Here is a 12,714-nt window from a genome sequence, read left to right on the forward strand (position 1 = left end):
GATTGTCCGATTCATTGGGGCGGTAATTTTCTGGATTCTGCCGCTTGCGTTGTACTCCATACTCAGTTTTCTGCCCGACGCATCGGTAATCGACACTAGCTTTCCGTTAGAATAACTGTAGGTAGTGGCATTCCCATGTCCATCCACGATTTTCGTTAACTTGCCGTCACTTTTTTGAAAGTGGATTTTCGTTTGATCTTTTGTCGTCAGTATATATTCATCGGTTGTTTCGCTTAACTCCAAGTAAACACCTGTCGGGGCTTTATACGTGCCGTCGGATAATTTCGTGAATATATGGAGCGTGCCATCTTCATCCGTGAACCTTGCCTCGTTTCCTTGAACCACGATATTCATTTCCGCATCGCTATGCCATCCTTTTCCGTGAAAATCCCCACCACTTGGTGAGTGCGGTATACGCTCCTGATCCGTGCGGGTATACTGAAAATGGCCAAAAAAGGCAATAGGAAAGCAGAGGTGCCCGATTTTAGGCATCTCGTATAACCTGTCTGCCTTTTGGCTAGACTAAATAAGTTGTGGTTGGCGGAACGGCTCTTTGCGGGAGATCATGCAAAAGATGATCACCAACATCCGCCGAGCAATGGCGATGAGGGCTTTTTTCTTCCCGCACCGGGCCGCCAACGACCAAAACTTTCGGGACAAGGGATGCGTCTTAGATCGAGCTGCTGACCATGCCGCCTCGCATAACGCCGATCGGAGATGGGGATTGCCTTTTGTCGTGCGCGTGCTCTTTCGCTTTCCGGCGCTTTCATGGTTGCCGGGGGACAAACCCGTCCATGAAGCCGCCCGTTCCGGCGTTTCAAAGACGCTCATGTCGGTTCCCATCTCCGCGATGATGACGGCGGCGGTTTGTTTTTTCACTCCGGGCATGGTCATCAGCAATTCGACTTCCTCACGATACGGCTCGAGCAGGCGGTCGATGTGCTGGTCGACTTCTTCGATGAACCGCTCCAATTCCTCAACGTGTTTCCACAAGAGGCGAAGGAGACGGAGCTCGTGTTCGGTCAAGGTGCCCAGCAGCGAATCGTACACCGCTTGCTTTTTCTTTTTGAGCCTTCCGCGCAGGCATTGATCCAGCTCGTCCTTGTCCACGTATCCCTTCTCCAGCAGCCGGGCAAGGATGTCTTTTCCGGAAACGCCGAAGAGATCGGAGAGGACCGAGCCGAGTTTGACATTGGAAGACTCGAGCACTTTTTGAATCCGGTTTTTCTCCGAACTCAACTGTCCGACCCACTTTTTGCGGAGGCGGGTAAAATCCCGCAATTCGCGAATATCCGCGGGGGGGACGAAACTTTTTTCAACGAGTCCATGGCGGAGCAGCTTGGCGATCCACTCGGCGTCAGAGACATCGGTTTTTCTTCCCGGGACATTTTTGATCCGTTGCGGATTGGCCAGTGTCAAGTCGACATAGCCCTCGAGGAAGGCGAAGACCGGTTTCCAATACACGCCGGTGGATTCCATGGCGACATGGGTGACGCCATGTTCTTCGAGCCACTCCAGCAGGTCGCCAAGTCCCTTCGAGAACGTGGAGAAGGTTTGAATGTCCTTTTGAATGTGTCCATCTTCTTCCCATAGCGCACAGGCGACGATGGTTTCGGCATGAACATCCAATCCTGCGCAGCGAGGATAGATGACATCCATGATGAAAATCCTCCTGTTCGATGATCGAGTGCGCAAACAGCGAATCCACGGGAGAAATGCGGCAGTTTTCCGTTCGTCGTCACCTTTCCTCCGCATCGGGAAAGGGCGGACAATGGGTGGTGCACCCAGTGGATTCGAACGCTTTTCCGTACAGGGTCCAAGCCACCATTAAGTATAACGTCCTATTGAACTGTTTGCGCCTACTCTTCATTATGGGAAGAAAAGGGGGATTTTCATGCCCGGGTGGAGGGCAAAACGTTGCCCATGGAACTTTTCCGTGAAAATGCGTGTGCCTCCAAGGGTGATTTTCATGCTGGGTGGAGGGCAAAACGTTGCCCATGGAACTTTTCCGAACAATCCAACTGATGTGGATAAACTATTGTAGGTTCTCGTAATTCCAAGCTCCGGTCCTCTTCCGGAAATCGAAACATCGTCTTCGTCTATAATCAGATTACCGGTAGCGGCATTCACGCTGCCATACGGAACATCAATGATGGACCAGTACTCTTCTTTTCCTAAATACTCATTCGCCTCCGGAATTTTCACCGTCAATGCATTGCTGGAAAATACCGTTTCCCCATCCGCATTGTATGCGCTGAGTCGGAACCAGTAACTGGTGCTTGTAGCGTATTTTGTCCCCATTTTCGCATACATTGGGGAAGGATCTTTCGGAAGTTCCAATCCTTGTCCATCATGATGCAACGTTAAGGTACTAGAGTTCCCTTGTTGGATTTCCTCCGGAGTTGGCCAAATTCCTTTGTTTTGTGTCGTCCAATGGTCCACGTCTCCTACATCAAATGCTTCATAGTAAAGTCCATTGAAAATCCACACTTTATACCCTGTCGCTCCAGGAATCTTATCCCAGTTTAACATGACATAGCCAGAGTTGCTCCCCGATTGATTGCTGTAAGCAAATCCGGAAGGCGCTGATGGCACTGGCAAATCTGGAATACGAGGCATATACGCATCCGAAAAGACGGTTTCCCCTTGAGAGTTATAGGCACTTACTCGAATCCAGTAGTTGGTAGCCGTTGCGTATTTTGTTCCTGCATTGGCATAGACCGGGGACGGGTCAACAGCTAATTCTGTGCCAAGACCATCGTTTAAATGCAACTTATATCTACCAGCACTAATTTCCGTGGAGGTTGGCCAATACTTTTTGTTTTTCGTTGTCCAAGAAGTGACGTTCCCGACATCTAACGATTCATAGTAGGAACCGTTAAAAATCCAAATTTTATACCCCGTCGCTCCACTCACAGGATTCCATTTGAAATCGATATATCCTGTTCCGTTTCCGTTCGTGTAACTTACCCCTGTCGGAGCGGATGGTTTCGCCAAATTCGGAATGGTTGGCATGTAGGCACCTGACATGGCGCTTTCGCCTTGAGGGAAAATGGCGCTGACTCGGAACCAGTAGTTCTTGCTATTCGGATAGCTTCCGCCTGAATTTCGATAGACCGGGGAAGGATCGACAGGAAGCTCCGTCCCTAACTGATCTTGGTGCAAGTCGTATCTTCCAGCACTAATTTCAGAAGGGGTCGGCCAGATTTTTTTCCCTTTTGTACTCCAAGAAGTGACATTTCCTACATCAAACGCTTCATACGATTTCCCGTTATAAATCCAAACTTTATAACCCGTAGCACCAGGAACCGGATCCCATGATAAATTGACATATCCTGTGCCATCCCCATTACTGAAGGCCGTTCCTGTCGGCGTATTTGGAACTGGTATCGTATACGTAACAGACAAATATGGTTTATAACTGCTATTCGTAGTGGAGACAACCTTTTTCCAATACGTTTGTCCATTGCCATTCGTATGAAGTTTCCATCCGTAATTTGTCTTTGTCCCGGATGCCCATTCTTTTACCGTATTCGTTACATCAAATTGCGCCCATTGGTCTCTTGCGACATCAACCTTGCCAATGTTGGTGGAGGAAGGTTGATTATTCCACGTTAACGTGCTCGCGGACCATGGACCGTTGACAACATCTAGCCATAGACCTGTTGGTGTTGTTGCATAATACGAATGGGTGACATATACATTGAATGTGGCACTCGTCACATTCATATTTTTGATGCTCGATAGATCTTGATTCAAAAAGCCATAGCAAGTGCCTGTTGTTCCATCATAATACCCCACCTTTAAAACGTATTGTCCCTGCGCCGAATCCCACTTACTTGATGAGGAACTATAGTTGGTTGTCGGATAGGCGCTCATCACAAATGCATCGGTAGACACATTAATGGAAGTACTCGGATCAATATAAACAGGGTATACACGTTTAGGATCCTTCAGCCACTCCGGGTCGGCTTTGACCGTTAAAATATATCCTTGATCATCCTGTTGTAATTCATACGTTACATTCTCTGAGCGTTGCACTTCACCAGAGCGTTCATCGACATTCGAATCCACCATAAACGGCTTTGGCAGTTCAAAAACCTTTTCATTTTCTTTATTTGTAAATAAAATGGAGCCATCGTCTTGAATGTCTGCATGTAAATCCGTTTTCAGACGGAATTTGAAAATATGATAGCCAGTAAAAGAATGAAGAACCAAATCTTCTTTCGTTGACTCGTTAAATGTGATATGTTGCAAGTCTATACTCGGAAAAATGTTTTTATGAAGAATTTTGTTGTCTTTTTTCGTATAGGTGGCGGTAACATCCTTCGCTTTTATCGGTTGTGCGTTATTGCCTGCCGCCTCTAAAATAGAATAGGAAATCGAATATCCATTGTAATGGAACGTGGCGTATTCTCCATCGACCATCTTTTTATAAAAGTTTGTCTCCAAAATGGTATTCTCTGTTTCAACGTAATTCGTATTATTGGTGCTATCCGTTAGGCTAGAAGATACTTCCTCAAATAGTTTTTGTCCCTTTTTCTTCACATGAATAGGCTCAAAGTAAATCTTCTTGGTAAACGTGCCATCGCCGTTGTCGTACACCTTGGTGTTGGCAGTTCGCCACTCCACGATTTCCCCTGGCTTGAGATGACGTTTCGGGGCTTCCGGCACCTTTGGCGGCCCCTCTTTTGGCGCCACACGGTCAACCCCTGATCGGATCGTTTCGGCAAGTCCCTTTGTCGGGACGCTTGACATCATCAAAGCCCATACGATCATCCAAACCAACCATCGTCGCAAACGAATGTTTCTCATATGCTCTCCTTCCCCATTTCTGTCGCTTTTATTAAAAATTGTATCTTTCCCCCTCCCTGCCATCCATCGTTTTCGACAGACAAAGTTCGACATGGGTTTTCATTTTCTCCAGAAGCTTGTGTGAGTAAAATATTTGTGGGTGAAATGGAGAAAGAATCCTAGACGAAAATTGCAAATGTTTGCTTGTTATGATGATCGTGACCACTAAGCGAAATGCTGTAAATGATCATTTTATTTGAACGCCAAGCTATCCGTTTTTCTGTGGGGCTGACCCAAAAGCGTCATTCCTCTCAAACGAAATACAACATATTGCGCATGATTCATTTTATTTCGTGGCGATATATGGTGATGAGCAAGGGTGTCCCGATTCTTTTGGGACACCCCCATGCTTGGTGGTGAGCGAAACTTGCTCATGAATGTTTTTGATGATTTTTTTCAGAAAGCCCACGAAATGTTGACGACATTAGGCGCTGTCACACTCCGTTTTTCCCCCATGGAATGAAGCTGATGACGAGTGAGGCATCTCCCCGCTTGATCCATGTCCATGACTAAAGCGCGGACCGTTTCGTGGTCCACGCTTCTCTTTCCCTGCTTTTAGCCCCCCCACTCCTCCGGATTCTCCCGCCATTTTCGCAATGTCGCCAGATCATGTTCGCTGACGGCGCCAAGGCGGACGGCCGTTTCGATGAGCGTGTTGTAGTCGGTGAGGGTGTAGGCAGGCAAATTCGCTTCGGCAAACGCCTGTTTCGCTTTTTCGAGCCCATACGTGAAAATGGCGGCGACGCCAAGCACGTCGCAGCCGGCCTCTTTCAAGGCGCGGACGGCCGTAAGCGAGCTGCCTCCCGTCGAGATCAAATCTTCGATGACGACAACGCGCTGGCCCGGTTCGGCTTTTCCTTCGATTTGTTTCCCCTTGCCGTGCGCTTTTGCTTGGCTGCGGACGTAACACATCGGCAGATCAAGCCGTTCGCTCACCCAGGCGGCGTGCGGGATGCCGGCGGTCGCTGTGCCGGCGATGAGGTCCGCTTCGCGGAAATGGGTGCGGATGAGCTCGGCGAGGCCGTCGGCGATCGTGCGGCGCACGTCGGGGTAAGCGAGCGTCAGGCGGTTGTCGCAATAAATGGGCGATTTCAAGCCCGAGGACCATGTAAACGGTTCGTTCGGCTGCAGGGCGACCGCCCCGATTTCAAGCAATTTGGCGGCGATGTCGTGTTTCATTCTCTCTCTCCTCCGTTCCATTCGTGTTGCAAGCGGTTGTACGCTTCAAGCGGATCGGCGGCGCGGGTGATGCTGCGGCCGACGACGATGTAGTCGGCGCCGAGCTCGCGGGCGAGCCCCGGGGTGACGACGCGCACCTGGTCGTGCGCCGCATCATCGGCAAAGCGGATGCCCGGGGTGACAGCGAGAAACGAGGCGCCGCACCGTTCTTTAATGAGCGCCGCTTCTTTCGCCGAGCAGACAACGCCGTCAAGCCCGCTCTCTTTCGCCAAGGCGGCGTAATGGGCGACCGTGTCCGCAAGCGGTCGGGAAATCCACAGCTCGTCCCGCACCATCCGCTCGTCCGTGCTCGTCAGCTGGGTGACGGCGATGCAGAGCGGCCTCCTCATGCCGCTTGGCGTGCCGGCGTCAAGCCCTTCCAGGGCGGCTTCCATCATGCGCCGGCCGCCGGCGGCGTGGACGTTCACCAAATCGGCGCCGACGCGGGCGAGCCCTTTCATGGCCTTTTTCACGGTATTGGGGATATCATGCAGTTTTAAGTCTAAAAAGACGGCATGTTCTTGTTCTTTTAAAAACGCAACAATGCCTGGCCCTTCCTGATAGTACAGCTCCATGCCGATTTTGACAAACAGCGGCGTTCCGGCAAACGGCCGCAAAAAGGCTTCGACTTCTCGCTTCGACGGAAAATCAAGCGCGACAATGAACGGCGTGTGCACCGGTCTTCCAGCTCCTCCCTATGCATTCGGAAATGCGGCCAATTCCGAGTCCATCCAACAGCGCCGGCAGTTCGGCGATGATCGTCGGGCAGACGAACGGATCGACGAAGTTGGCCGTTCCGACGGCGACGGCGCTCGCGCCGGCGTAGAAAAACTCGAGCACGTCTTCTGCCGTTTGAATGCCGCCCATGCCGATGATCGGAATCGACACCGCTTGGCTCACCTCATAAATCATGCGAATGGCGATCGGCTTGACCGCTGGGCCGGATAAGCCGCCGGTGCCGTTGGCCAAAATCGGCCGGCCTGTTTTTATGTCAATGCGCATGCCAACGAGCGTGTTGATCATCGTCAACCCATCGGCGCCCGCTTGTTCAATCGCTTTCGCCATCGCCACGATGTCGGCGACGTTCGGCGACAGCTTCACATAGACCGGCACGGCGGACACTTCTTTGACAAGCCGCGTCAGTTCCGCGGCCACGTCCGGCACGGTGCCGAACGCGATGCCGCCTTTTTTCACGTTCGGGCACGAAATGTTGAGCTCTAACGCATGGACGTTGGGCGCTTTGGAAATCGCTTCGGCTACCTCGACGTACTCTTCCACCGTCGAGCCGGCGATGTTGGCGATGATCGGCACGTCAAACTGTTCAAGCCACGGCAGTTCTTCTGCGAGCACTTTGTCAAGGCCGGGGTTTTGCAGGCCGATGGCGTTTAACATCCCAGCCGGCGTTTCTGCCACCCGCGGCGTCGGGTTGCCAAAGCGCGGCTCTTTTGTCGTCGCTTTGATCATAATGGCGCCTAACACGCTTAAATCATAAAATTTGGCGTACTCGCGGCCAAACCCGAAACAGCCGGACGCCGGCATGATCGGGTTTTTGAGCGAAAGACCCGGCAGTTCAACGGCAAGCCGATTCATAGCACCACCTCCCCGGCCCGAAACACCGGGCCGTCGCTGCATATTTTTTTATACGCCGTCTCGCTTCCCGGCACATGGCAGACGCAGGCGAAACACGCTCCGACGCCGCAGCCCATCCGCTCTTCCAGCGACAAGTACACCGGCCGGTTCGGAAACCGTTCCGCAAGCGCCCGAAGCATCGGCTTCGGGCCACAGGCGTATAAGACGTCAAACTCGAGCGAGCGCGCTTCGATCACATCGGTGACGCGCCCGGCTGTTCCATACGAGCCGTCATCGGTGGCGACATACGTCTCGCCAAACGCGGCAAATTCTTCTTCGTAAAAGACCGCCGCTTTCGTTTGAAACCCGAGAACGCTCACCACTTCAACGCCGCGCTTCGTGAGCTGTTTTGCCAGTTCATAGAGCGGCGGGACGCCGATGCCGCCGCCGACTAGCAGCGCCCGGCCGCCCGCCGGCGCGGCCTCGAGCGGAAAGCCGTTGCCGAGCGGGCCGAGCACATCGACCACATCGCCCGGCTGTTTTTGCGTAAGAAGCGCCGTGCCTTTCCCTTCCTGGCGGTAAATGATTGTGCATTGCCCCTGCTTGTGGTCGATATGGCAAAGGCTGAGCGGGCGGCGCAGGAGCGGATCGGCGGATGCGGCCGCTTTCACATGGACGAACTGGCCCGGTTGCTTCATCTCTTGCACGAGGCGGCCTGAAAGCGTCAATTCATACGTCCGCTCGGCGATCAACCGCTGGCTTGCGACCGTCATTCGTTCGCGGCCGATCATGAGCGCACCAGTCCTTCCGTCATCGCCGTTGTCGAGAACGTCATCGATTCGAGCACTTGCAGCATCGCCCGGGCCGTATCGAGCGACGTCAAGCACGGGATGCCGTTTTCGACCGCTTCGCGGCGGATGCGGAAGCCGTCGCTTTCCGGCTGCTTCCCTTTCGTCAGCGTGTTGATGACGACTTGCGCCTTCCCTTGGCGGATGACATCCAAAATGTTCGGCGATGCCGAGTGGATTTTATTGACAACCGTCACCGGAATGCCGGCGGCTTTCAACGTTTCCGCCGTGCCGTTCGTCGCCAACAGCTGGTAGCCGATGTCGGCAAAGCGGCGGGCCAGCTCGACCGCTTCTTCTTTATCTTTATCAGCCACCGTCAACATCACCGCACCGTGCGGCTGGATATGGATGCCCGAGGCGACAAGCCCCTTATAGAGCGCTTTTTCAAACGTCAGGTCCTTGCCGATCACTTCGCCGGTCGACTTCATTTCCGGGCCGAGCGAAATGTCGACGTTGCGCAATTTCGCAAACGAGAACACCGGCACTTTCACGTACACGCCAGGGCGCACCGGGCAGACGCCCGTCTCATAGCCCATCTCGGCGAGCTTCGTCCCTAAAATGGCTTTCGTGGCGAGATTCGCCATCGGCACGCCGGTGATTTTGCTTAAAAACGGCACCGTGCGGCTTGAGCGCGGGTTCACTTCCAAGACGTAGACGTCGCTTCCCGAGACGACAAACTGAATGTTCAACAGTCCGACGATGCGCAGCCCGCGCGCCACCCGGATCGTGTAATCCGCGATCTTGTCGATCACTTCCGCGCTTAATGTCTGGGGCGGGTAGACGGCGATCGAGTCGCCGGAATGGACGCCGGCCCGTTCGATATGTTCCATGATCCCGGGGATGACAACCGTCTCGCCGTCAGCGATGGCGTCGACTTCGACTTCCTTGCCGGTGATGTAGCGGTCGACAAGCACCGGGTGCTGCGGATTGACGCGCACGGCGTGTTCCATGTAATGAAGCAGCTCGCCGCGATTGTACACAATTTCCATCGCCCGGCCGCCGAGCACGTACGAAGGGCGGACGAGCACCGGATAGCCGATCTCCTCAGCGATGGCGGCCGCTTCTTCGACCGAAACGGCCGTTTTGCCGGCTGGCTTCGGAATGCCGAGCTCCGAGAGCGCCTGTTCAAATTTGTCGCGGTCTTCGGCGCGGTCCAAATCTTCAAGCGTCGTCCCAAGCAGGCGGACGCCGCGCGCCTCAAGCTCCGCCGCCAAGTTGATGGCCGTTTGCCCGCCGAACTGAACGATGACGCCGACGGGTTGCTCGAGATCGATGACATGCATCACATCTTCGGCGGTCAACGGTTCGAAATACAGTTTGTCCGACGTGCTGAAGTCGGTCGAGACCGTTTCCGGGTTGTTGTTGATGATGATCGCCTCATAGCCGGCCTGCTTAATGGCCCAGACGCAATGGACGGTCGCGTAGTCAAATTCGATCCCTTGGCCGATGCGGATCGGGCCGGAGCCAAGAACGACCACGCTCGGTTTCTTCGTGACGATTGATTCGTTTTCTTCTTCGTACGTGCTATAGTAGTATGGCGTTTCCGACGTGAATTCGGCCGCACACGTATCGACCATTTTGTACACCGGCATGATGCCTTGTTGGCGGCGCAGCGCGTAAATATCGCGCTCCGTTTGCCCCCATAGCGCCGCCACGGCCGCATCCGAGAACCCAAGCGCTTTCGCTTTCGTTAACACGTCAAGGTCGCCCGGGTGGTTTTTCAAGACCGTTTCCATCTCAATAATGTTTTGAATCTTATGCAGGAAAAAGCGGTCGATTTGGCTCCATTCATGCAGCGTCTCAACCGTCACCCCGCGGCGGAGCGCCTCGGCGATGTAAAAGAGCCGTTCATCGCCCGCCTTGCGGATCCGTTTTTCCATCACGTCGTCGTCGGCGGCGCTCGCTTCTTTCAATTCGAGATGGTGGAGGCCAATTTCGAGCGAACGAACGGCTTTTAACAGCGATTCTTCGAACGTCCGGCCGATCGCCATCACTTCGCCGGTCGCTTTCATTTGCGTGCCAAGGCGGCGGTTCGCCGATTCAAATTTGTCAAACGGAAAGCGCGGAATTTTCGTCACGACATAATCGAGCGCCGGCTCGAAGCAGGCGTACGTTTTCCCGGTGACCGGGTTGATCATTTCGTCAAGCGTCAGCCCGACAGCGATTTTCGCCGCCAGTTTCGCGATCGGATACCCCGTCGCTTTTGACGCCAGCGCCGATGAGCGGCTGACGCGCGGGTTCACTTCAATGACGTAATAGCGGAAGCTGTCCGGGTCAAGCGCGAGCTGGACGTTGCAGCCGCCTTCGATGCCAAGCGCGCGGATGATTTTCAAGGATGCGTTGCGCAACAGCTGGTATTCGCGGTCGCTTAACGTCTGGCTCGGGGCGACGACGATCGAGTCACCCGTATGAATGCCGACCGGGTCGATGTTTTCCATGTTGCAGACGACGATGGCGTTGTCGTTGGCGTCGCGCATCACTTCGTATTCAATCTCCTTGTAGCCGGCGATGCTCCGCTCAAGCAGGCATTGGTGCACCGGGCTCATCTTCAAGCCGGTCGAGACGATTTCAATCAATTCTTCTTCGTTCGTGCAAATGCCGCCGCCCGTGCCGCCGAGCGTGAACGCCGGGCGGACGATGACCGGATAGCCGATTTGTTCGACAAATGCGTATGCCTCTTCCAAGCTGTGAATAATCGCGCTTTCCGGCACCGGCTCGCCAAGCTCGTTCATGAGGGCGCGGAACTGTTCGCGGTCTTCCGCTTTTTCGATCGCTTCAAGCTTCGTGCCGAGAATTTCGACGCCGCACTCGTCCAACACGCCCGCTTTCGCCAGTTCCACCGCCAAGTTGAGGCCGGTCTGGCCGCCAAGCGTCGGCAAAATCGCGTCCGGCCGCTCTTTGCGGATAATGCGGGCGACAAAGTCGAGCGTCAGCGGCTCCATATACACTTTATCGGCGATTTCCGTATCGGTCATGATCGTCGCCGGATTCGAGTTCACAAGAATGACTTTGTATCCTTCTTCTTTTAGAGCGAGGCACGCTTGCGTCCCCGCGTAGTCGAACTCGGCCGCCTGGCCGATGACGATCGGCCCCGAGCCGATGACTAAAATCGTTTCAATGTCGCGGCGTTTAGGCATGGATGACTTCCCCTTTCTTGTTGAACTCGCGGATGAGCGCCAAAAACTCGTCAAACAGCGGATTTGCATCTTCCGGCCCCGGTGAGGCTTCCGGATGGTATTGCACCGTAAACGCTGGGACATCGCGATGGCGAAGCCCTTCCACGGTGCCGTCATTCAAAGCGACATGCGTCACCTCAAGGCGGGTGCCGGAAAGCGATTCATGGGTGACCGTATAGCCGTGGTTTTGCGACGTAATGGCGACTTTGCCGGTGCGCAAATCTTTCACCGGATGGTTCGAGCCGCGATGGCCGAATTTCATTTTCTCCGTATTCGCGCCGCACGCCAAGGCGAACAGCTGATGGCCGAGGCAGATGCCAAAGAGCGGCACTTTGCCAAGGATTCCCCGGATCATCTCGATCGCTTCCGGCACGTCTTTCGGGTCGCCGGGTCCATTTGAGAGCATGACTCCGTCCGGATGCCAGCTGAGCACGTCTTCGGCGGTGGCGTTGTACGGCAAGACGATGACATCACAATTTCGCTTGTTCAATTCGCGCAAAATCCCATGTTTCATCCCGAAATCAATCAACACGATGCGCTCGCCGCGCCCCGGGCTCGGGTAGGCGCTTTTCGTCGAGACGCGCCGCACTTGGTCGCGCGGCCACTCCATCGCCCGCAGCTTGGCCGCCGCTTCCGCCGGATCGACATTTAGCCCACAGATCATCCCTTTTAACGTTCCGTGCTGGCGAATGATGCGCGTCAATTTGCGCGTATCGATGCCGGAAAGGCCCGGAATGTCTTTTTCTTTCAAATACTCATCCAACGTCAGCTCCCCGCGCCAGTTGGACGGCGTCACGCACGCTTCTTTGACGATGAATCCGTGCACATACGGGCGAATCGCCTCAAAGTCGTCGCGGTTGATGCCGTAGTTGCCGATCAACGGATACGTCATCGTCACGATTTGCCCGCAATACGACGGGTCAGTCAAAATTTCTTGGTAGCCGGTCATGCCGGTGTTAAAGACGACTTCCCCGGTCGTCTCTTTCAAGCTGCCAAACGCGTCCCCGACAAAAAACGAACCATCTTCCAAAATAAGCTGCCGTTTCATG

Annotated in this window: 7 protein-coding genes and 1 pseudogene; all 8 read right to left on the reverse strand. The window is 54.1% G+C overall.

What is annotated here, in order from left to right; translation table 11 throughout:
- Positions 1–522 precede the first annotated feature (522 nt).
- The 8 genes and pseudogenes from LG52_RS09860 to LG52_RS09895 all read right to left on the reverse strand — a co-directional run bounded on the left by LG52_RS09860 (position 523) and on the right by LG52_RS09895 (position 12,713).
- Entirely contained in the window at positions 523–1,659 is a 1,137-nt protein-coding gene (locus LG52_RS09860; protein ID WP_044731162.1) for an IS110-like element ISGka2 family transposase, read from the reverse strand.
- A gap of 345 nt (positions 1,660–2,004) precedes the next feature.
- Positions 2,005–4,452: pseudogene (locus tag LG52_RS09865) on the reverse strand (DNRLRE domain-containing protein); the annotation flags it as partial.
- Between the two features lie 957 nt (positions 4,453–5,409).
- Positions 5,410–6,033 carry an orotate phosphoribosyltransferase gene (pyrE, locus tag LG52_RS09870; RefSeq protein ID WP_044731780.1) on the reverse strand — a complete coding sequence of 208 codons (624 nt, stop codon included), beginning with the start codon at positions 6,031–6,033 and terminating at the stop codon, positions 5,410–5,412.
- The gene (gene pyrF, locus LG52_RS09875) at positions 6,030–6,749 is read right to left on the reverse strand and encodes an orotidine-5'-phosphate decarboxylase (protein ID WP_044731781.1); all 720 of its coding nucleotides are present in this window, start codon (positions 6,747–6,749) and stop codon (positions 6,030–6,032) included. Before pyrF ends, pyrE begins: the two co-directional genes overlap by 4 nt.
- A complete protein-coding gene (locus LG52_RS09880) occupies positions 6,721–7,662 on the reverse strand; it encodes a dihydroorotate dehydrogenase (RefSeq protein ID WP_044731782.1) in 942 nt (313 codons plus the stop codon). The genes pyrF and LG52_RS09880 overlap by 29 nt, the downstream gene beginning before the upstream one ends.
- Complete coding sequence (locus LG52_RS09885; protein WP_044731783.1) at positions 7,659–8,432, reverse strand: dihydroorotate dehydrogenase electron transfer subunit; 774 nt, start codon at positions 8,430–8,432, stop codon at positions 7,659–7,661. Before LG52_RS09885 ends, LG52_RS09880 begins: the two co-directional genes overlap by 4 nt.
- Positions 8,429–11,626, reverse strand: a complete 3,198-nt coding sequence (gene carB / locus LG52_RS09890) for a carbamoyl-phosphate synthase large subunit (protein WP_044731784.1) — start codon at positions 11,624–11,626, stop codon at positions 8,429–8,431. The genes LG52_RS09885 and carB overlap by 4 nt, the downstream gene beginning before the upstream one ends.
- Positions 11,619–12,713, reverse strand: coding sequence for a carbamoyl phosphate synthase small subunit (locus LG52_RS09895; protein ID WP_044731785.1), 1,095 nt, complete (start codon positions 12,711–12,713; stop codon positions 11,619–11,621). Before LG52_RS09895 ends, carB begins: the two co-directional genes overlap by 8 nt.
- Position 12,714: the final 1 nt, after the last annotated feature.

The sequence above is a fragment of the Geobacillus kaustophilus genome (genome assembly GCF_000948285.1).
GTDB lineage: Bacteria > Bacillota > Bacilli > Bacillales > Anoxybacillaceae > Geobacillus > Geobacillus thermoleovorans_A.

Bases quoted from the DNA above. Each gene is read 5' to 3' on its own strand.
- carB (WP_044731784.1), bottom strand. From the start codon at position 11,626: ATGCCTAAACGCCGCGACATTGAAACGATTTTAGTCATCGGCTCGGGG.
- LG52_RS09880 (WP_044731782.1), bottom strand. From the start codon at position 7,662: ATGAATCGGCTTGCCGTTGAACTGCCGGGTCTTTCGCTCAAAAACCCG.
- pyrE (WP_044731780.1), bottom strand. From the start codon at position 6,033: ATGAAACACGACATCGCCGCCAAATTGCTTGAAATCGGGGCGGTCGCC.
- LG52_RS09895 (WP_044731785.1), bottom strand. From the start codon at position 12,713: ATGAAACGGCAGCTTATTTTGGAAGATGGTTCGTTTTTTGTCGGGGAC.
- LG52_RS09885 (WP_044731783.1), bottom strand. From the start codon at position 8,432: ATGATCGGCCGCGAACGAATGACGGTCGCAAGCCAGCGGTTGATCGCC.
- LG52_RS09860 (WP_044731162.1), bottom strand. From the start codon at position 1,659: ATGGATGTCATCTATCCTCGCTGCGCAGGATTGGATGTTCATGCCGAA.